Source organism: Alicyclobacillus macrosporangiidus CPP55 (assembly GCF_000702485.1).
In the GTDB taxonomy this organism is placed as follows: Bacteria; Bacillota; Bacilli; order Alicyclobacillales; family Alicyclobacillaceae; genus Alicyclobacillus_H; species Alicyclobacillus_H macrosporangiidus_B.
On record NZ_JNIL01000001.1, the window covers coordinates 2,344,106 to 2,363,348 of the forward strand.

A 19,243-nucleotide genomic window follows, 5' to 3' on the forward strand; every position below is an offset into this window, starting at 1 on the left:
ATCCCTGTGGAAACCCAGGAGACTTCGCTGCAAACTCATTGGAATAAATCCCTGCGCTAAGTGAACATTAAGCAGCGTGATCGAAAGCACAGGGAGGTTGTCGACCATGGAAACCCAGCGCGCGAAGGAGATTGCGGCTTCACCGGTCATGGCGAACGTGACTTACAACGGGACGCGTGTCTATATTCAAAGTGTGGATGAGCGGAAGGAAACGGCAAGAATCTTCCCGCTCGACCAGCCCGAGCGTGAACAGGAGGTTCCGCTGCACGCCTTGGTCGAGCACTGATTTAAACCCCACCACCTGGCACGGCCGGCCCTTCGCTTGGATCAGACACGCCTTGAATCGTAAACGTGCGTCGCTCTCAATTGCCACCTGCGTGCAAGCTGGCCCGTTCGACCCCTCTCCACACGCAGCCAGTCCGGTTATTTTACGCCGGATTTTCACGCCATCCCCGACGAGTCGATGCGGCGTGTCACACACGGCCGCTGTTTCATGGACGCCGAGCACTCTGCCGAGAGTAACCAGATCCCGCATCCCATCGGCAGACTCCTCCGCCGTGGTTCGGCCAATCATACCCGAGCATCCGCTCTCACAGCACTGAAGGGTTGCGCCACTATCAGGCTCCTCGTGAGTCTCGTAGGAATACGGGTCCTGAAGCGGATACGTGATGACCGGACGGAGCTGACGAATTTCGTCCACCTTCGACCTCTCCTTTGTGGTAGGATGGTGAATCATATCACATGGACGCGAAAAAGTACCGTCTGTGTGTAAAGACGTCGGGTGATAAAGGTGCCGAAACCAACACGGCTCAAGCTGGTCCTGGTCATGCGGGGGCTGAAGCAGGAATGGCTGGCGGAACAGACAGGGCTTCCGTCCACGACTGTAAGCCGGATCGTAAATGGGGCAACGCCGACCCTGAGAAATGCTCAGAAGATCGCACGGGCGCTGGGGGTAAGCGTGGATGATCTGTGGCCACTTGAGGAGGGCGAATCAGGTGAAGGATAAGGAGAAAGAGGAAATCGAGTACTGCCCCGTCTGCGGATTCCCGATGGCCGAACGCCGCGGCTGCACACCTTGGTGTCGGAACTGCGGATACAAGGGAGTGTGTGGTGATCCGCACAGTTGACTCAACCGAAGGATTATCACTGTTGTGCAACATGCATCCATTTCAAGGCAGAACGGACACATGGACAGTTGAGGATCTATTGCTCTCGTTTGGGATACGATACGAAGCCGTATTACAAATTCAACTGTTGGGATCCGAAGCCGGGAATTAGGAAGAGGATTAGAGTGGAGACAACAGATGATTCTAGTGGATAATTGGACATCGTGAGATTCCGGCACTGGAATACATGAGCGGGCACATCCGAAGGTGCGAAGGGATGCGTGGGACCAGTTGGATAGTAATATACTGACGCGGGTACGACGAGCATGGCCGTAAATCGTACACCACGAAGCAGGGCTTCGGAGGAAACACGAGGCGGAGCAGTATCTGTCTGCGCGGTTACCGAAAAACGCGGGTTCCCGGAAACCCGAGAACCCGCGCCACACAAGGCTTTTTTGGTGCACCCGGCAGGACTCGAACCTGCGCAAGGACTGACCATGTTAAAGGTGATACAGAAACCGATGAGACCAAAGAAAAAGGCCACGAATGACGAGGACGTCATCCAGTGGGCCAGCCTGTGTTTGATAACGTAAAAGTTGACCACGTGGGGGTACATTGACAACCAAAAAGTTGACCACCCCGGCACCTCTTTCCTGTACCCTGGAGTTTGGTCCGAACTCTGGGGGCAGGAGGAAAGGAATGTGCTCGAGATGGTCGACAAGGAGTATATCAGAAAGCGGTACTATGTGGACGGGTGGTCGATACGTAAAATCAGCCGGCAATGCCAAGTGTCGCGACAAACAGTACGCAAGATACGCCGACGCTGATATCCCCAAGTATCGATTGACCAAACCCCGCTCCCGCCCAGCGATGGAACGATGGATCCCCGTCATCGAGTCCTGGCTTAAGGAGGAGGAGAAGGCGGGAGCCCCCAAGAAACAGCGGTATGTGTCCTCAAGAATTTACGATCGGCTGCAGGAGGAGTACGGCAAGGAGTTCACCGCGGCTGAATCCACCGTCCGGTACTGGGTAAGCAGGCTGAGGAAACGCAGGCAGGAGGTGTATATCCCGCTGACTTCTGACGCCGGTGAGCTGGCACAGGCCGACTTTGGGCGAGTCGTTGTGAAGATAAACGGCAAGAAGACGGAGATCAGCCTGTTCGTCATGCGGTTGCGGTACAGCGGCGTCATCTTTGCCTGTGCCTTCTCTACGGAGAAGATCGAAGCGTTCCTTGAGGGTCACCGCCGCGCGTTCGAATGGTTCGGCGGCGTGCCGCGCAGTGTTCGCTACGACAACCCCAAGACCGCGGTCACCAAGATCCTGGTTGGCCCCGCCCGCGAGGAGCACGTGCTGCTGTCCAACCTGCGTGCTCACTACCTGTTCGACAGCGAATTCTGCCGCCCCGGTGAACCACACGAAAAAGGCAGCGTAGAAAACGGCGTGGGTTACGTCCGCCGCCATACGTGTGTTCCCGTTCCTGACGTAGCCGACCTGGATGCCCTGAACGACCTGATTCTTCAGTGGTGCGAGAAAGAGCGTGGCAAACGGTGGTCCGCTTGGGAGCAAGAGCGGGCGGGGCTGCGTGCGCTGCCGGAGCGCCCTCACCGTTGCGCCACCACACGGCCCGTCACGGTGAACAAGCTGTGTCTCGTCAGCTTTGACCACAACCGCTATTCCGTCCCCAGCATGTACGTGGGCAAGACGCTGCTGCTGAGGGTGTATGCCGAGCGGATTGAGGTGCTCGACAGGGAACGGGTGGTGGCCAGCCACCCCAGGAGCCACGAGCGTCAGCAGACCATCATGGACCTCGGACACTATCTGCCGGTTTTGGCTTACAAACCACATGCCGCCACGCACGCGGCGGTCGTCCGGCAGTTACCAGAGGTGTACCAACGCATCCGGGTCCGGATGGCGAACAGCAGACCGGATGGATACAAGGACTTCGTAGCCATCCTCATGCTGCACCAAGTCTGGCCGGCGAAGGACATTCTGCAGGCCATTGAGGAAATCGGGCCGGATGTCGTCACAGCTGACCAGATCAAGCGGCATCTTCTTCACACCTCACCGGAATCTGCGGGAACCGTGCCAGGCAGTCTGCAAATGTATCGCCTCGCGCAGCCCAATCCGTCCAGATACGACGCACTGACGAAGGGGGTGGTTCACTGATGTCTGACGATGTACACGCAGCCATGGTGGAGATCTACTGCAAGGAGTTGAAGATGCCGGGTTTGCGCAAGGCTTACGCGGCGCTGGCGAGGGAGGCGGGGGTGCAGAACCACTCCCCCGTCCAGTACCTTGCCGCCTGCCTCGCCGAGGAGATGGAGTCACGGAAAGCCAGTCGGCTGCAGACGTACACGGGGCAGGCACGGTTCCCTGCCCACAAGACCCTGCAGGAGTTCGATTTCGCCGCGATTCCGGCGCTGCAGAAGCAGCGGATTGTACACCTAGCGGGGGGAGACTTCATTCGAGCGAAGGAAAACGTGATATGTATGGGGGCCAGTGGAACGGGCAAAACACACATCGCGATAGCCATCGGGCTGGCCGCCATCTCAGCGGGCTACAGAGTGCGGTTCATCACCGTCATGCAGCTGGTCCAGGAGCTCTTACAGGCAGAGTCAGAGTACCGACTGCCCAGATACCTTCGGACGTGGGACAAGTACGACCTGGTCTGCTTGGACGAGTTAGGGTATGTATCCTTAACTCAAGGTGGGCCACTACTGTTCCAATTCTGTGCGGAGCGGTACGAGAAGGGCAGCATCCTCATCACGACGAACCTGGAGTTCGCGAAATGGACGGACGTGTTCCACGACGCGACGCTGACGACAGCCCTCCTCGACCGACTGACCCACCACTCCCACATCCTGCTGTTTGAAGGCGAATCCTACAGGTTCCGAGAGAGCCAAAGACGAGCGGCAGCCGAGCTGTGACGGGAATGTCAGACCTCCGCCAGGCACCAGAATCGCTACGCCAGGGGTGGTCAACTTTTCGATTAGCAAAGTGGTCAACTTTTCGCTTGACAAACACACAGCCACTTGATCCATCGGTTGTACATGGTCTATCACCTCCATAGGTGACCGAGCACAGCTCCGGTTACGGCCCCCACCATTCCGCCGAGTAGGATCGTGAGAATGGCGCCCCAAGGCGGGAGAGAGTTTAGTGCTTTGTTGGTCAGGTCGTTGATCATATCGTTAATTTCCGAAAAGTCCCGCGCTTGCGCCACCTGGATGTTTCCAACCTTCTCCTTTAAGTCGTTCATGTCGCCACGGAGTTCCGACACATCCCGTTGCAGCTGGTCGTATTGACGCTGCAGGGCAGCTACGTCCGACTCCACACGGGCCACGCGGATATTCAGGCCCAGCTCCTCATTCGTGACAGGTTCGTTTGGCATCGGAATCACCTCCCTTGTGCCGGTCCTCTATCGTCTAAGATAGCTGGCGATCCGTTGAAGTACACGACTGGTCTGCTCCATCTCCCGCCGGACTCCCTCTCCCTGTCGTCGTATCGATGTGAACATCGTCCAGCCATGCATCATAGGTGGCTTGTCTGCATCGTATGCGGAGCCGGTAACTGCCGAATGTGTTAACGTTCTTGAGCGTTTGACCGTTAAGCACCACGCGGCACATAAGTATATGGTGGTGTCGTAACTCCTCGCGAGAATGTTCTCGATGAGGCGGAACCCAACTCCGAGGCACGAGACCTAACGTTCGGGCTCGCCTGGATCCTCCTACACCGACGTGTGGGAGGGAGTATGCAATGACATCCTCTTGCGCACAATACGATTGCACTTAACTACTGCAGGAAGATGATGAACAGTGCCGAGTCGTAATCAGTACGTTTCTCCGCAAGCGAAGAACGCCATCGAGCAAATGAAGTATGAGATCGCACAGGAATTTGGAGTTGAGTTAGGCCCTGACACCTCTGCTCGGGAGAACGGCTCAGTCGGAGGCGAAATTACGAAGAGACTGGTGGCATTTGCGGAAGAGCACCTGAGCAACAAGAGTTGGCCGCACTAATTTCCTAAGAAGCCTAGTTGGGGAGGTGGCATCCCATGAGTAGTAATCGCGCGATCTCCGCGATGCTGGTGACTTGCCTGGGTGTGGTCAGTCTCCTTTCGGGGTGCGGTGGAGCTGCCAACACTGCACAGAATGCTGCCAATGCTGTGGGCAATGCGGTTCAGAACACCGTCAACGCAACCGGAAATGCCGTGCAAAATACAGTGAACGCGGTCGGAAACGCGGCACAAAACACCGCAAATGTCGCCGGTGGTGCGACAGCTGCGACATCCCCGTGGATGACGGTCAACGCAGGGACCAAAACGGTTACTTTCCTTCTGATTGCGGGATATAACAACGCGGGTGGAGGATTCAATTTCAACGGCTACACGAACGGCGGGATGACGTTTACCGTCCCCAAGGGTTGGACAGTTAAAATCAACTTCCAGAACAACAGTACGGTGCCGCACAGCGCGGTGGTCGTTCCGTATAACAAAAGGTCTGCAGACACTCCAGCCATTCCGGGCGCGAGTAGCCCAAATCCGGAGCAAGGAGTGGGTAAAGGCGTCAAACAGACGTTTAGCTTCAAGGCTGTAACGGCCGGCAAATACGCAATCGTCTGCGCAGTTCCCGGCCATGAGGAAGCAGGAATGTGGATCACCTTTGTGGTATCCGACACCGCCACCGCGCCATCGGTTACCACTTCGTAAATTTGGTACTAGGTGTTCATCCGCCCCTTACCAACCGGCATGGAGCTTTTCATGCGCAAGGACGATGGCAGTTTCAGCCCCGGTCGAAAGGCCGGGGCGCCGCATTCTACGTCCTGGATGCACTCCGGCGCGTCATTTCGAGGACTCCCGACCAGTTTGGGAACGAGCGGCTCGCTCATGTGGCTCCGGTGAAGGGAGCGCTAATGCCCAAATGAACGAGCAGGAAGTGCACAGATTCTGCTTTGCTTTGACATTCTTCCAATTTCCCGATGCGCCCAGTGATGTCGGTATCCTCCACCGGTTACGCCTCCTCTCAAAACCGCCCCTGATAATGCAACACGCCGAAGATCGCGATGTCCTCCGGCGCGCAGTTGCGGCGTACTGCGATTTTGTATCCTCCAGCGAACCAACAGTCGTATGCGAACACAGAGCAGATAATGCTGTGCTTCGAATTCCACGGGATTCGCAGGCCGAACACCAACCACATGAACTGCACGAACAGATCCCAGTAGCTGTACTTGTATCCGGCCTCCAGCATCCGATACGCCTGACCAACAATCCGGGCGCGTGTCGTATCATCAACGTCCCGAGACCACACATCTGCCTTGCCAAAATACTTGCACACAGGAGATTTTACAAGTCCGTTGCCCAACGCTTCAATCACATAGCCATCACAAACGTACACCGCGACGTGCGAGTAGATCTGCAAGCCACGGGGTGGCTTTATTCCTTGACGGATCAGGCCAATCTCTTCTACTTCTTCAATCACTTCACCGAGCAAGGAATCGGCGTAACAGAGCAGCAGATCTCCGGGTTTGGGCTCAGTCCATGCGTAATCCACGTCGATCACCTCCGTATATGGGTATTAAAAAAGCGCCTCTTTGGCGCGCATCGGCTGTCACGATTCTTGGAAGCTTTAATCAAGTTCAGGATCTCCTGGCGGCGGCCGCCAAAGCCCTCGATCCCCTGATCGATCAGACCCATAAACATGGATCGAAAACTGTTTCGTCACACGAAGATTAGCAAAAGATTTGCAGCGTTCAAGTCCGGCACCACATACGCGAAATGGCGCGGGCTGACAACCCGCGCCACCACTGGCTTTTGTGGTGCACCCGGAGGGACTCGAACCCCCGCAAGACGCGGTTTAGGAATTCTCCGTAGTTCGTTCGGCTGGTTATTCTGCGTGTTACTCAGTGCTGTTTTTCCCGGTAAACAGCTAGTCGAACATCCGCATTGTGTTACCCCAATCATTCTTGTGCCAGCCAGTACGGCAGAAGTTTGGGCAGAAAGTGGGTAGAAGTATTGCAATATCGCCGCGGTACACCAGAACGAATCGCACTGCTCACCGCTCCCGAACCCCGGTAACTCGCCGCTCCCACTGCTTCCGTAACTCTGCTGTCGACATCCACAGCACCCTCCTCGGTCTGGTTTGAGACCATTACCCGGCCTCAGACAAAGGATTACCAGGTGTGCTGGATTTAACGGTTGCGAAGTAAAGCCACCCGCGCACACGGAGACTCCCCGTGCTCGAACCTAATCCCACACCCTGTACAGATACCACCTCACGACGTATCGCTCTGGATCAACCGCGGTGATTCTGGTTTCCGCGCCCCGTACAGGTTCCTCCACGCGCTCGATGTCAAATACGCCCATGTCTTCGGTGAGAATGCGAAACACCCATCTGTCCCGTTCTCCGTTCAGCCAGTCTCCGGATTCAGCCCAGCGGTCGATAAGATCCGTGATCACACGAATCACGCCACGATCCCGGAACACGCGCGGAGTAAACCCGTCTGACGCAAACTCCAGAATCTCGATGGAACGGTGGAGTATACGAGACATGGATGGCACCTCGCACGTACCGAACGTATGTTCTATTGTATGTGCGGAACGAACCAAATCAATACTCAATGGCTGGTTTGTCGCGTATAACGTTAGACTGGTATGGAGGTTACTGACGACGATTAGCGAGGCATGACACAACCCTGCGACAACGGCAGTTCACGGGCGGACGGATGTTGCAATGGACGTGCTCCGTGACGGTGGGGGTATGAGTATGATGGACAGTCGGCGATATGACATTCCAGTTTTCGGCGTCTTGTCGAATTGACGCCGCTGCCAGCACACTTGTGCAAAACTCGGCAACTCGCCGCTCCCACTGCTTTTCCCGCCGACGAGTCTAAGGACGCCCTATAAATCACAAATGCGGTGGTAAATTTTTCTCACAACGCGTAGACTCGTTTGCCTTCGACCATCATCGTGTTGCGGAGAGGAGGGCCATTAGTGGGGTGCTTCTTGGCCAAATCCCCGCAGTGCTACCTCGTTTGGTCACTTGAACCTAAGGCTCCTTTACGACCAAGATTTTAAGTGGTTCAGAATGTTCTGTAGCTCCCCAATCCGACCTCGTGTTTCAAGATACGCTTTAAGCGCTTCGTAATCAAAGGACCCTCCATCAAAGGATTCATCCGCGAAATGTTCAATTCTTCGTCTGTATGCGGCCAATCGATTCCCAAGGTATTCCAGGCGATGTTCAATATACCAGGTTATACGGTCCATTTCGGATTTTGCCATTCTCTTAACCTCGTTTCATTTTCCGCTTACACTCCGTATCTACACTTATTTGGTCTGCTGAACGAGTCACGAGATCGCCAGTGCGGTTGAAATCGGACAACGCTGGAGCCACGTAAGAACAAGGGACAGAAAAAGACGGTGTCCCGCTCCAAGTTCATCACTAGCAGTTGCAGCGCGATAACCGTCTCGCTCATTTGCCTTAGTCGCGTCCGAGTCAGACCAAGCCCATAAGAGGGATTGCCCGCACCGGGCGACGCCCCACACGTTGGCACTCGACTTGCTCAGGGCTATCAGTCTAAATGAAACTGCAGTATGCCGACAATCCGAATCATCGATGCGCCGGGTTCTAGCTGACGATTAGTTCTGCATGGCGACCAACTCACCATTGCGTATCTCGCGCTTCAAACCGTACTTGCTTTCCAATCGCCCTACGAAAGAACCCAATTCCCACCAGGATGACACAGAATTCGAGCAAAATCGACGTCATCAATGGAAAACAAAACAAGCTTAAACATTGCGCTTAAGGTGTCACCCTTCTATAGCAGTACGCAGGCCATTAAATTTGCCTTGCACCAATTGTACGAGTACATTGTAGCGGATCTGATTTTCGGCTAACTTAGCCATTTCAGCATCGATGTCAACATTGTTACCGTTGTTGTCGACAGAGGTCTGATTATCTTGAATGACCTGGGGCTGTATTTGACTCATAGCCTGTATGTCGAAATTATTGTAACTCCCGGTAACGGGAGTGTACCCCAGGCCATCTACTTGTGGAGTACGTGACATAGCCTGTTGGAGTAACGATTCAAACTCAACATCTGAGCGTTTAAATCCTGGTGTATCCATATTTGCAATGTTATTTGCGTAGACCGCTTGACGTAAATCGGCTGCCATCAATGCGTTTTGCATAAGAGTCAACCATGCTTGTAACGAATCCATGCACACACCTTCTCATGTGTTGATGGACCTCAAACTCATCTTAGCATGAGATCTTGTCTCTTCGTAGAACCGTGTTGAAATGCAATCTTGATTTTCCAGCCCTAATCAGTCTATGGTGTCCCCGTTGACAAGCGGTCTACAGGTAAAATTCAATACTTATCATGATACGGCCTTGAGGCGGTGTCAAGTTTCGGTAAGTGAGACCTGTCGAGGGTTTTCACGCCCCTGTGCGGTGACCGTACCAACTCTCTTAGCATGGACTTCACCCACGGTCGACTTGCGTGCGGACCATCCAGCGCCTTCCACACGCACCTGCATCCAACGCCCCCCTGCCTGGTGCTGGCACTGGGACCTTCTTCATAGACAACCTCCACCGCGTACGCGCGGCGGGGACTGTATACATGTCGTCATTTTCCATTACACACGCTGGTCGGCAGTGCGTCCGACAATGCCAACAGCGCGGCCATCCCGGCCTCCCCGTACATAACTCGGATTCATCGTTTTACCGCGCCGCCACATGAACCTTCCAAGTTCCTCCCGACTCGTCGAACACACCATCTTCCCCTGAAACTCTCGGACGTTTACCACACCACCGCAAAAGACGCAGCCAGGCTCACACTTCCGGAGAACGATGTAGTCGCCCTCCATGAAATTCTCAAGAGCATCCTTGTCCTTGATATCCATCGTCCATCGCTACTCGATAGGCAGCACCACGTGCCCAATTTAATCAACCCTGCGCTCGACTCACCGTCTCCCCCAACGGAGGCAGAGGACGAACTAGGCGCAAATGAATTTCCCCATGCCACGGCCCCCTGTACCTACAGATACCACTTCAAACCACCTTTGGTGCGAACATATGTTTGTATCATTCCAGCGTCAGCGCATATACTAATTCGTGACAGAACATATGTTCGCTCGGGGTGACCGTATGCGCCCAACAGCCATGATCCGTAACCTGCTTGTACTGAGGCTCATCCAACAGGCAGCGAAGCACGAGGAGCAACGTGCACGTGCGCAGTTAAAAGAGGCTGCCATCGAGCTCCTGGACGTCGAAGACCGTGAGGTTGACGTCCGGGTACGGTTTCGCGTGAATGGATGGGAGCAAGAAGTGCACTATCCACGGACCATGCTCACTGCGGAGACACAAGCACTGATTAAGTACTGGCGCCGATGGGGGCGAAGCCGGTGATGGAGTGGATCTATGGCCTCGTGGATATGCAGTCATTCTACGCCTCTGTCGAGATAGCAACACGTCCTGAGTACGTCCTACGGCGGCGTGAGAATGACGACTCAACGGATCCGCCGCTTGTCGTATCGGGTGACCCGGCTCGGCGCTCCGGCATCATCCTAGCAGCCACACCAACAGCGAAGCGTCTGGGTGTAGAGAACGCGATGCGGCTCGGAGAGGCCCTACGATTGGCACCAAACCTCGTCGTCGTTCGACCACGCATGCGCCTCTATCTGGAGGTGAGTGTGCGCATTCAACACGTGATTCAGAGCATGTTCCCGCTTCAGGAGCAGTTCTCCATCGACGAAGCATTCTTTGCTTTCCCGTACCCCAGCGGTCTGTTTCCGGATCCGATAGCTGTGGCTCGAAAGCTCAAGGAAACCATCTGGGACGTATTTCGCATCCGTTGCCGGATTGGCATGGGGCCGAACAAATGGGTGGCGAAAGTTGCAAACAAGCAGGCGAAGAAGCATCCGGACGGCATCGTATGGTGGCCGGATGATAAGGTGCGGTCGGAACTCCATCGGCTGCCGGTGGACGCCATGTGGGGACTCCGAAAACGGGCCGAAGTGCTTAAGACGGAGTTCAATTGCAACACGATTGGGGATGTCGCAGCGCTTCCGGCACATCTGCTGCGCCATAGGTTCGGTCCGGCATGGGGCACGGTCATCCATCGCTGGGCGAACGGTGAGGACTACAGCCCCATCAACCCGCACAGCTTGACTGATCCTCACAAAGGTTATTCGAACCGCACGACGCTGCCGCGTGACTTCTTCGAGCGAGACGAAGTTGCAGTTGTCATCCTCGAATTGCTCGACGAAGTGTGTTACCGGGTTCGGCGAGCCGGGCAACAGGGACGACGGGTGAGTCTTGGGCTGACGTATGAACGGCTGGAGGGCGGCTTCTTCAAGGCAAAGACGCTGCCCTTTTACTCCAATGACCCTGATGAATTATACCCCGAAGCGCTGTCACTCCTGGACCGCTGGTGGGACGGTTCTGGCGTACGCGCTGTCTCCGTGGGCCTGGATATGCTGGTACCGGCGGACACGGTTCAGCTCTCTCTGTTCCGGCGAGTAGATCGACGTCAGCGCCTGTTGGCAGTGACGGACACCATCCACGAGACGTTTGGTGAGACAAGCCTGATGCGTGCATCCAGTCTGTTGCCGGGCAGCCAACTCCGGGAACGCGCGCTGAAGATCGGAGGTCATTACGCGTGATGTGAGGGAGGGGATAGCGTCATGCGGATCACGGACGGCAACATTTTCGAAGGTATGCGTCTTGTCTTGCCTGAACATCGCGAAGTAATTCAGGAGATGCGGAGTGAACGGCAATGTCGGCGGCCACCGGAGCTGTCTGAGGACGAGCTTTCCGAGATGCAGTATGTCCTGGCGGAAGCGATGGAAGGGCGGAAGGTGGTTCGACTGACGTTGTTCGACCCGATACAGGACGAAGTGTTGGAGGGTGTGCCGGAGTTGAAAGGTGGACGTTTATGGTTACGGCAAGCGGACGGAAACCGTGTGTTGGTGGATTGTCGTCGGTTGATGCGAGTTGAAACTGGCTGTTGATTTTGGGCAAAAGAAAAACCCGCCGAAGCGGGCAATCGTCATGGCGGTTATGAATTCAACGTTCAACCTTAAGCACATGATCTCTTATTACTACCTTAGCCTTTGATGTTCAGAGCTGAATTGGATACTTCGGCACACACTAGTCTCGTCCATTTGCCTAAGAGTTACGATTTGTCTACCTCTAATCCTTTCGATGACTTCACGGACACCAAACACAGGACGATCCGGGCTCCATAACACACCAGCCTGCAATTCCAATACCCATGAGTCTTCCTCTACGTTGTAAGTGCTACAACCATTTCTCCAGTTCGATTTCATCGTGAACAGGTATGTCGTAGTACCCGACTGTCGGAATCGACGGCTTCACCTTCCGTGCCTCATCAATTGCACCTGGATAGACCGCCACAATACGATACCCACGACGTTGATAGAATCTCAAAGCATCGAGATTATCATTCGAGGTAATAAGCCAAGTACGGCGCCGACCAGACTTCCGAACAGCTTCCTCGAAGGCGCTGAGTAAAGCGGTTCCAACACCTCGCCCATCTACAGTGGCATTGATGCTTAATAATTCACAGTCGTCAGTGCCCATGTGATACGTCGCCGCACCAACACGGGTATCTCCATCCCATGCTATAAGGGCACTGAGATCCTGAATATGGTATGTATTCCCCTTAGAAATCATGACATCCCCGCCCCATTCGGAGCGCCATAAATCCCTTAACCAAGTGTAATCGGTGTCATCTTTAGGATGCTCGACCCTAATAGAAAACAATTCTTTCATACAACCCCCCCTAAGAAACAACCGCTTTATGATTACTCTGTCAAATAGATTTCATTATTCAGCCTGTGTAGTTTCCCGTCAAGTGGTGTAATTTCACTGCTTGTGTCTAATGTGTGACATCCATGGATTTGTCCCGTCGCGGGAGTATGTCGACTTTCGTCGCTCCGTCAAGGGGTGCTGCGCTCGTCCGGTCGGACGCCCTTGACGTCGCTCCTGCCGGTCGAATTTAGGCGCCTAGGGGACAAAGCCAAGGTTTACGTGTAACATACACGCCACCTCCGTAAGCGTCAAAGCCCCCACACCTTGCGTTTCTCCAACCGTCGTGCGACAGTCGTGGACGGCAACAATCAGCCCCGCCAGGAAATCCAGCGGGGCGATTTCTCATGCTATCCTTTTTTCCCACGCCTCCGGATTCGTTCCGGCAGGCGGTCCGACCACGGAAGCAGCTCATCCATCGCTGCACGGTCATCCGTTCGGATGTTGGGCAGCCGCTCGAACAGGTATTCCAGGTACAGATACGGGTCCAGCCCGTTCTCCTTGGCTGTCTCCACCAGGCTGTACGCGATGGCGCTCGCCCTTGCACCCTGTGGGGTGTTGGCAAACAGGAAGTTCTTGCGACCTATCACAAACGGCTTGATTGACCGCTCGCTCCGGTTGTTATCCAACTCCAGATGGCCGTCCTCCAGGAACACCACCAGCTTCGGCCACTGGTTCAGGCAATACGAAACCGCCTTGCCCAAAGTACTCTTGGGCACCACCTGTCCGCTCTGTTCCTCAAGCCATGCCAAAAACTCGTCAAGCACCGGCCGGCTCAGCCTCTGCCGTTGGGCACGACGTTCCTCTGGTGTCTCGTCTTTCAAACCGCGCTCAATCTTGAACAGCCTGTTGCAGTACTCAAGCCCAATCCGGGCCGCTGTCGGTTTTTTCCGTTCGGCTGTCGGCAGCGCTGTGAGCGCCTCGTCGAACTTGCGCCTCGCGTGTGCCCAGCACCCCACCAAGGTGACGCCCTCGATGTCGTGGTATCCGCTGTATCCATCCACATGCAGGTAACCCTTGAATCCCCCGAGGAACCGCCTTGGATGCTCCCTCGAGCGGGTCTCCTGGTAGTCGAACAGGACGATGGGGGGCCCATCCCGGCCGCTGCGGTACAGCCACATGTACGACTCCGACTCGGCCGCCCGTCCAGGCTTGTGCAGCACCTGCAGCGTCGTCTCGTCCGCGTGCAGGTACTTTCGTGAAAACATCTCCTCGTGCAGCCGGTCATACACCAGGCTAAGCCATCGTGTCGCGCCTATCACGACCCAGTTCGCTAAGGTCTGCCGCGACAATGCCAGGCCCTTCCGGGCGAACTGCTGCTCTTGCCGGTACAGTGGCAATCCGTCCACGTACTTCTTGTCAATCACATGTGCCAGCATCGAGGCGGACGCCAGACTGCCCGGGATCGGGGGCCTGGGCATCTGCGCCTTGACCATCGGTGTTTCGGTCCCATGCTTGTCACATGGCCGGCACGCGTATTTATACTGCACATGTTCGACCAGCACCGTCTGAGCCGGAATGTGCTTGAGCTCACGACGGACCTCGGCGCCCACCTCGTCCATGACTGCGTTGCAGCACGAGCAGATCCGCTCTTCCTCCGACAAACGGTATTCAATCCGCTCCACAGGCAGATCGGCGAGCATGGCCTCCCGCTGGCCAGGCTGTTTCTTGCGTCGTTGATACGTAGGGTCTGCTGAACGAACGGAAAGTCATTTACCGGCCAGGATTTTTGGGTCCTGGACGCCAATTTATGTGCAAGGGTTTTTGTAGACAGGTGCGCAAAATCCTTGCACATGGAGGACAGACCAGTGTTCCGCGCGAAGGAGAACCAACTTATTTTGCCAGGTGATTTCTTCCTTCCGTTCGGCGGGAAGTTGAATGAGGATAACCGCTGGGTCAAGCTTGCGCAGGTGATTCCGTGGCGGAAAATGGAAAAACACTACGGAGAACGGTTCAAATCTCGAACGATGGGCCAAGAGGCGCATCCAGTGCGTATGGCGCTTGGCGCCCTCATTATCCAGGAACGGTTAGGTCTCAGTGATCGGGAGACGGTGCAACAGATCACGGAGAACCCGTATCTGCAATACTTCATCGGACTTCCGGAGTTCCAAGAGAAGCCGCCTTTCCATCCTTCCCTGATGACGCACTTCCGCAAGCGACTAGGCGTGGACATCATCAACCAGGTCAACGAATGGATTGCCGAGGAACAAGACGATGACCACGATGATTCTGGTAATCAGGATGGTGGCTGTGCGTCTGAGGCGGACACACATACGACTGAAGTGCGTGCTGAGAATACCCAAGAGATGGGTAACCAAGGCAAACTCCTTTTGGACGCGACGTGAGCTCCAGCAGACATCGCCTATTCGACAGATCTGTCGCTGCTCAACGAGGCGCGTGAGAAACTGGAGGAAATCATTGACGTCTTGCATGCAGTACGGAAAGGCGGTAAGCGCAAGCCACGGACGTACCGTGAGAAGGCACGCAAAGCGTATCTTGCAGTGGCCAAACAGCGTCGTGTGAGTCCGTGGGTGCTTCGCAAGGCGATTGGCAAGCAGTTGCGGTTTGTGGCGCGGGACCTGCGTGTTATTGCACAGTTGAAGGATGAAGTTGGGCTGAGCGCACTCAGCGGACGTCAGTACCATCAGCTTCTCGTGATCTGCGAGCTCTACCGACAGCAATAGGAGATGTATCGCAAGCGCACGCGGCGGATTGAAGACCGCATCGTGAGCATCTCGCAGCCGCATGTACGTCCAATCGTTCGAGGCAAGGCGCGTGCCAATGTGGAGTTCGGAGCCAAGGTGGCAGTGAGCCTTGTCAATGGGTATGCGTGGCTGGAACGCCTGGATTGGAACAACTTCCACGAGGGTCTGACGTTGCAAGCGGCGGTAGAAGCCTACAGGGAGAGGTATGGTTGTTATCCGGAAACCGTGCTGGCCGACAAGGCGTACCGAACCCGGGAGAACCTGCGCTATTGCAAGGAACGGGGCATCCGGTTGAGCGGGCCAGCATTGGGGCGGCCATCGCGGTCCTTGGCGGTGGAACAAAAGCGAATCGAGCAGCAGGATGCAGCAGAGCGCCACGCGATTGAAGGCAAGTTTGGCGAAGGCAAGCGCCTGTATGGGCTCGGACTGATCCGTGCACGTCTGCGAGAAACCAGTGAGACGGAGATTGCCTTGCAACTGCTGGTGATGAACCTGGAGCGGCGGCTCCGCCTGCTTTTTTGTGCCATTTTGTCCAAGTTCGTGGCAGCCGTTGTTTCTGGCAGAGCACTGATGCTCACATAACGCTCCACTGTAGGTCGAGACCGCATGCTGCAGAATACGAGACGAGTGCCGTCGTGGTTCGCCAAAAGACCCGTTCAGCAGACTCTACGTATCTTGATATGTATGTACCAAAATTACAACACAGATGATTTGACGAAATTATGTAGTATACTCTATATATTAATCTATACTAATAAATCTTATTTCTGTAGGGCTGTGGAGGGTAGGAGATGAGCGTAAGATTACTTCAACTCGAGACTATCCTGGAAGTATTACAACGTTGGTTCGATGGCTACATCATGGTATTCAATCTAAAAAGCGATTGCGTGTGGTGCTCAGAGAAAATGTCTGGACAGGATAAAGAGATTCTGTGCCAATCGGCGACTCAAAATCAGTTAGACACATGGGGAACAGTGATGTTGGGCGCCGGAGAGTACGTTGTACACCGTTCTTTTATTGAATGGCAAGGAGAACACTATCACATCTGGTGGCTTTGGAATGCATCATGGCTCCGATCCCAGATCGATACACGATTACGAGACTACCAGACGATGATTTCAGACCTGCAGACCATATTCGATAGCTCTTATGATGTCCTGTACGTATCGGATGGGAATGGAGTCACACTCAGTACAAGTCCCTCCTGTCAGACTGTGTGGGGAAAGACGCCCGAGGAAATTATAGGGCGTTCCGTATACGACCTTGAAAAAGAAGGAGTTTTCTCACCCTCTGCCACCAGAATTGCGCTTGAGACCGGACAAAAAGTACAGGTCGTTCAAACGACTCGGACTGGTCGCCGTCTCATGGTGACGAGCATACCCATTAAAGATTCTTCCGGACGGATTGTACGGGTTGTCAATGCCTCTCGAGACATTACACAGGTTCAGGAACTTGAGCGTGAGATTCAGGTCCTCCGTGGTATTGTTTCGGAGTACCGACAGGAGTTGGCTAAGCTTCGTGATCAACATCATAAATCCGATGGCCAGTTAGTGTATCGGAGTAAACAAATGGACGAACTGATTGATTTAATTCACCGCATCGGACCGGTAAACACAACGGTTCTCATTCAGGGGGAATCTGGCGTCGGTAAAGAGGTGATTGCGAACTACATTCATTCTCTTGGCACGACAAGCGAAAATCCGTTTATCAAGATCAATTGTGCTTCCATTCCGGAGAGTCTGTTAGAGAGTGAGCTTTTCGGGTACGAGGCAGGTGCGTTTACCGGTGCCTTGAAACATGGGCGTCCCGGCCTGTTCGAACTAGCGAACGGAGGGACATTGTTTTTGGACGAGATTGGCGACATGCCTCTTAGCTTGCAAGTGAAACTGTTACGCGTGTTACAGGAACGTGAGATCCGTCGAATCGGCGGTAAGCAGTCAATCCCTATTGAAGTGAGGATCATTACGGCAACCAATCGCAACTTGGAAAAGTTGGTGGAGACGGGTGCGTTTCGCGAAGATCTCTTTTATCGTATTAATGTAGTCCCACTATATGTCCCACCATTGCGAGAACGACGAGAAGACATTATTCCTTTGGTTCGCCATTTTCTCGAACTCTACAATCAACGCTTTGGACGAAGTGTTAATTTGTCTTCATCAGCCCTGCAGGCGATGGAACAATACTCTTGGCCAGGTAACGTACGTGAGCTCCAAAATGTCATTGAACGCTTAGTTGTAACCGCTGATAAAGATGTTATAGCCATATCGGATCTCCCGTTGCATATCGGAAGTGCGCACGGCTCACAAGTATGGCTCTCTCGATCAGGACGGAAAGAAAGCATCGTCGTTAACGAACTATTGCCGCTAAAAGATGCAACCCGGATGGTAGAGGAACAACTGATTCGCATGGCTGCAAAGGGCTCACGGACGCTCGCGGATGTTGCCCAAAAGCTTGGTGTGGATCAGTCGACCATCTCTAGGAAAATGAATAAATACAAATTGCAATTTGACAACATGCAATGCAAAAATGCATCGCTCATATAAGAGATGTATCCCGTTACGGAATGAATCCCCTCTAATCTCCCACCTAATGTGTATAGCGCGGTTTAGATTTGCAGACAAACGCGGCGGCGTTGTTTCCAATTCCACAGGTTCTTTACATGGAGTGGCGAACATGATAGCCGGTCTGAATTTGTGGCGGAGCGTCCTTCCCGCCTTTATACGCGGGGAATCATGCTCGCAGAGGCTCCATGTCAAGCACGGTCTCTAGAACGCAAATGGAAATTCATTACTGGAAACTCTAACGCCGCGTTTTTCTGCACTTTTAACTTGCGAAAAACAACCTAATGAGCAGAATTGAGCAGAATGCCGTTCATCTGGTTCCCGTAAGGGAGCCCTTTTCGATTCGGTCAAGTTGGCATGAGATTTGCTCAAACCTTCTTGACGAACATAGATGTCAAGGAGGCGTGTAGTATCTCGGATTCCATGGTGCTTGGCATGTACTCGGACTTCCGTTTCTGTTGGCGCCTTTTGAAGCTGCAACCTGAGGCCTGCCTCTGATAAGGAGCAAAGGACTCGACGGGAAAGAAAAGTCAACAAGTATTACACAAGCAAAAACATAACGCCGATCTACTAGAAGGACGCCCACGAATTAAATTAAAACATAACATGATCGACTGAAACTGTATTGCTTCTCAGAGATTCCTAGCCATTAATGTAATGAACATTGACATGAACTGTTTCATGGGTATAATTCGTTGCGTAATGATCCTCAGTCTCAACATTCGGGAGGTCCTGCGCTGGATGGATGTGCCCTTGGCCTGCAGCACCTAAAAGGGGGTGAGGGTGAATCAATAAAATCTCGAATCAACCGAATGATCCGTAACCTCCATTGGAAGGGCCACAACAGAGATCCCTGGGAGGCCTAGCGTGAGCACACGAGAAAGGCGGTCGATGTTAAGGGGGTGAGTAGGATGTCGGCTTCCATGGTGTTTTGGGATATACTCGGCCTTCTATTCCTCGTGGTACTTTTTGGTCTTTTAATTGCAGCTGGAAGGGGCCGTCTCACTATGATCGACCAAGATGAAGAGTAAAGTCTTCGTTGAGATGAG

General features: G+C 54.1%; 17 protein-coding genes and 3 pseudogenes. 12 read left to right on the forward strand and 8 right to left on the reverse strand.

Translation table 11 applies throughout. From position 1 onward, the window contains the following. The first annotated feature begins 106 nt into the window (after positions 1–106). The 5 genes from N687_RS21060 (at position 107) to istB (ending at position 4,033) form a co-directional block, all read left to right on the forward strand. Entirely contained in the window at positions 107–286 is a 180-nt protein-coding gene (locus tag N687_RS21060) for a small acid-soluble spore protein H (RefSeq protein ID WP_035462207.1), read from the forward strand. Between the two features lie 504 nt (positions 287–790). Next, on the forward strand, positions 791–1,006 hold the full coding sequence (locus N687_RS23145; protein ID WP_269320493.1) for a helix-turn-helix transcriptional regulator: 216 nt from the start codon (positions 791–793) through the stop codon (positions 1,004–1,006). A gap of 810 nt (positions 1,007–1,816) precedes the next feature. After that, complete coding sequence (locus N687_RS24795; protein WP_231493606.1) at positions 1,817–1,933, forward strand: helix-turn-helix domain-containing protein; 117 nt, start codon at positions 1,817–1,819, stop codon at positions 1,931–1,933. Between the two features lie 16 nt (positions 1,934–1,949). Next, complete coding sequence (gene istA / locus N687_RS21065) at positions 1,950–3,272, forward strand: IS21 family transposase (RefSeq protein WP_231493462.1); 1,323 nt, start codon at positions 1,950–1,952, stop codon at positions 3,270–3,272. Then, positions 3,272–4,033: an IS21-like element helper ATPase IstB gene (istB, locus tag N687_RS0111740; RefSeq protein WP_029420176.1), complete on the forward strand. Its 762-nt coding sequence runs from the start codon at positions 3,272–3,274 to the stop codon at positions 4,031–4,033. The genes istA and istB overlap by 1 nt, the downstream gene beginning before the upstream one ends. A 131-nt stretch (positions 4,034–4,164) precedes the next feature. Here istB and N687_RS0111745 read toward each other — a convergent pair whose 3' ends face one another. Beyond that, positions 4,165–4,494, reverse strand: coding sequence for a hypothetical protein (locus N687_RS0111745; RefSeq protein ID WP_029422035.1), 330 nt, complete (start codon positions 4,492–4,494; stop codon positions 4,165–4,167). Positions 4,495–4,918: 424 nt separating this feature from the next. Here N687_RS0111745 and N687_RS0111750 point away from each other — a divergent pair, with 424 nt between their 5' ends. Together N687_RS0111750 and N687_RS22235 are read left to right on the forward strand one after the other, a co-directional pair. Next, the gene (locus tag N687_RS0111750; RefSeq protein ID WP_029422036.1) at positions 4,919–5,119 is read left to right on the forward strand and encodes an alpha/beta-type small acid-soluble spore protein; all 201 of its coding nucleotides are present in this window, start codon (positions 4,919–4,921) and stop codon (positions 5,117–5,119) included. A gap of 35 nt (positions 5,120–5,154) precedes the next feature. After that, a complete protein-coding gene (locus N687_RS22235) occupies positions 5,155–5,808 on the forward strand; it encodes a sulfocyanin-like copper-binding protein (RefSeq protein WP_051663187.1) in 654 nt (217 codons plus the stop codon). Positions 5,809–5,983: 175 nt separating this feature from the next. On the opposite strand, the gene N687_RS25140 is transcribed toward N687_RS22235, so the two are convergent. From N687_RS25140 to flgB, 5 genes and pseudogenes are all read right to left on the reverse strand, one after another. After that, on the reverse strand, positions 5,984–6,106 hold the full coding sequence (locus tag N687_RS25140) for a hypothetical protein (protein ID WP_269320494.1): 123 nt from the start codon (positions 6,104–6,106) through the stop codon (positions 5,984–5,986). Between the two features lie 15 nt (positions 6,107–6,121). Beyond that, positions 6,122–6,649: a hypothetical protein gene (locus tag N687_RS0111765; RefSeq protein ID WP_029422038.1), complete on the reverse strand. Its 528-nt coding sequence runs from the start codon at positions 6,647–6,649 to the stop codon at positions 6,122–6,124. Between the two features lie 692 nt (positions 6,650–7,341). Next, positions 7,342–7,647 (reverse strand): hypothetical protein, encoded by a 306-nt coding sequence (locus tag N687_RS0111770; RefSeq protein WP_029422039.1) that lies wholly within the window; start codon positions 7,645–7,647, stop codon positions 7,342–7,344. 755 nt (positions 7,648–8,402) lie between these two features. Next, positions 8,403–8,624, reverse strand: a pseudogene (locus tag N687_RS25515) (hypothetical protein); the annotation flags it as partial. 280 nt (positions 8,625–8,904) lie between these two features. Next, complete coding sequence (gene flgB, locus N687_RS0111775; protein WP_029422040.1) at positions 8,905–9,315, reverse strand: flagellar basal body rod protein FlgB; 411 nt, start codon at positions 9,313–9,315, stop codon at positions 8,905–8,907. A gap of 928 nt (positions 9,316–10,243) precedes the next feature. On the opposite strand from flgB, the gene N687_RS0111785 reads away from it, so the two are divergent. The 3 genes from N687_RS0111785 to N687_RS0111795 are packed head-to-tail and all read left to right on the forward strand — an operon-like array spanning position 10,244 to position 12,108. Further along, positions 10,244–10,504: a hypothetical protein gene (locus N687_RS0111785; RefSeq protein ID WP_051663188.1), complete on the forward strand. Its 261-nt coding sequence runs from the start codon at positions 10,244–10,246 to the stop codon at positions 10,502–10,504. After that, positions 10,504–11,760, forward strand: a complete 1,257-nt coding sequence (locus N687_RS0111790) for a DNA polymerase IV (protein ID WP_231493608.1) — start codon at positions 10,504–10,506, stop codon at positions 11,758–11,760. Before N687_RS0111785 ends, N687_RS0111790 begins: the two co-directional genes overlap by 1 nt. Before the next feature lie 21 nt (positions 11,761–11,781). Further along, positions 11,782–12,108 (forward strand): YolD-like family protein, encoded by a 327-nt coding sequence (locus N687_RS0111795; protein WP_029422043.1) that lies wholly within the window; start codon positions 11,782–11,784, stop codon positions 12,106–12,108. Positions 12,109–12,397: 289 nt separating this feature from the next. Here N687_RS0111795 and N687_RS0111800 read toward each other — a convergent pair whose 3' ends face one another. Both N687_RS0111800 and tnpC read right to left on the reverse strand, forming a co-directional pair. Beyond that, a complete protein-coding gene (locus N687_RS0111800; RefSeq protein ID WP_029422044.1) occupies positions 12,398–12,892 on the reverse strand; it encodes a GNAT family N-acetyltransferase in 495 nt (164 codons plus the stop codon). 386 nt (positions 12,893–13,278) lie between these two features. Continuing rightward, a pseudogene (gene tnpC / locus N687_RS0111805) lies at positions 13,279–14,613 on the reverse strand (IS66 family transposase); the annotation flags it as partial. A gap of 123 nt (positions 14,614–14,736) precedes the next feature. Between tnpC and N687_RS21075 the strand changes: the two are divergent. Both N687_RS21075 and N687_RS0111815 read left to right on the forward strand, forming a co-directional pair. Beyond that, a pseudogene (locus N687_RS21075) lies at positions 14,737–16,215 on the forward strand (IS5 family transposase). Between the two features lie 209 nt (positions 16,216–16,424). After that, positions 16,425–18,176 carry a sigma-54 interaction domain-containing protein gene (locus N687_RS0111815; RefSeq protein ID WP_051663189.1) on the forward strand — a complete coding sequence of 584 codons (1,752 nt, stop codon included), beginning with the start codon at positions 16,425–16,427 and terminating at the stop codon, positions 18,174–18,176. Positions 18,177–19,243: the final 1,067 nt, after the last annotated feature.

Excerpts from the sequence above, each read along its gene's own strand:
- N687_RS21060 (WP_035462207.1), top strand. The coding sequence starts at position 107 with ATGGAAACCCAGCGCGCGAAGGAGATTGCGGCTTCACCGGTCATGGCG.
- N687_RS24795 (WP_231493606.1), top strand. The coding sequence starts at position 1,817 with ATGGTCGACAAGGAGTATATCAGAAAGCGGTACTATGTGGACGGGTGG.
- istB (WP_029420176.1), top strand. The coding sequence starts at position 3,272 with ATGTCTGACGATGTACACGCAGCCATGGTGGAGATCTACTGCAAGGAG.
- N687_RS0111745 (WP_029422035.1), bottom strand. The coding sequence starts at position 4,494 with ATGCCAAACGAACCTGTCACGAATGAGGAGCTGGGCCTGAATATCCGC.
- N687_RS22235 (WP_051663187.1), top strand. The coding sequence starts at position 5,155 with ATGAGTAGTAATCGCGCGATCTCCGCGATGCTGGTGACTTGCCTGGGT.
- N687_RS0111770 (WP_029422039.1), bottom strand. The coding sequence starts at position 7,647 with ATGTCTCGTATACTCCACCGTTCCATCGAGATTCTGGAGTTTGCGTCA.
- flgB (WP_029422040.1), bottom strand. The coding sequence starts at position 9,315 with ATGGATTCGTTACAAGCATGGTTGACTCTTATGCAAAACGCATTGATG.
- N687_RS0111785 (WP_051663188.1), top strand. The coding sequence starts at position 10,244 with ATGCGCCCAACAGCCATGATCCGTAACCTGCTTGTACTGAGGCTCATC.
- N687_RS0111790 (WP_231493608.1), top strand. The coding sequence starts at position 10,504 with ATGGAGTGGATCTATGGCCTCGTGGATATGCAGTCATTCTACGCCTCT.
- N687_RS0111795 (WP_029422043.1), top strand. The coding sequence starts at position 11,782 with ATGCGGATCACGGACGGCAACATTTTCGAAGGTATGCGTCTTGTCTTG.
- N687_RS0111800 (WP_029422044.1), bottom strand. The coding sequence starts at position 12,892 with ATGAAAGAATTGTTTTCTATTAGGGTCGAGCATCCTAAAGATGACACC.
- N687_RS0111815 (WP_051663189.1), top strand. The coding sequence starts at position 16,425 with ATGAGCGTAAGATTACTTCAACTCGAGACTATCCTGGAAGTATTACAA.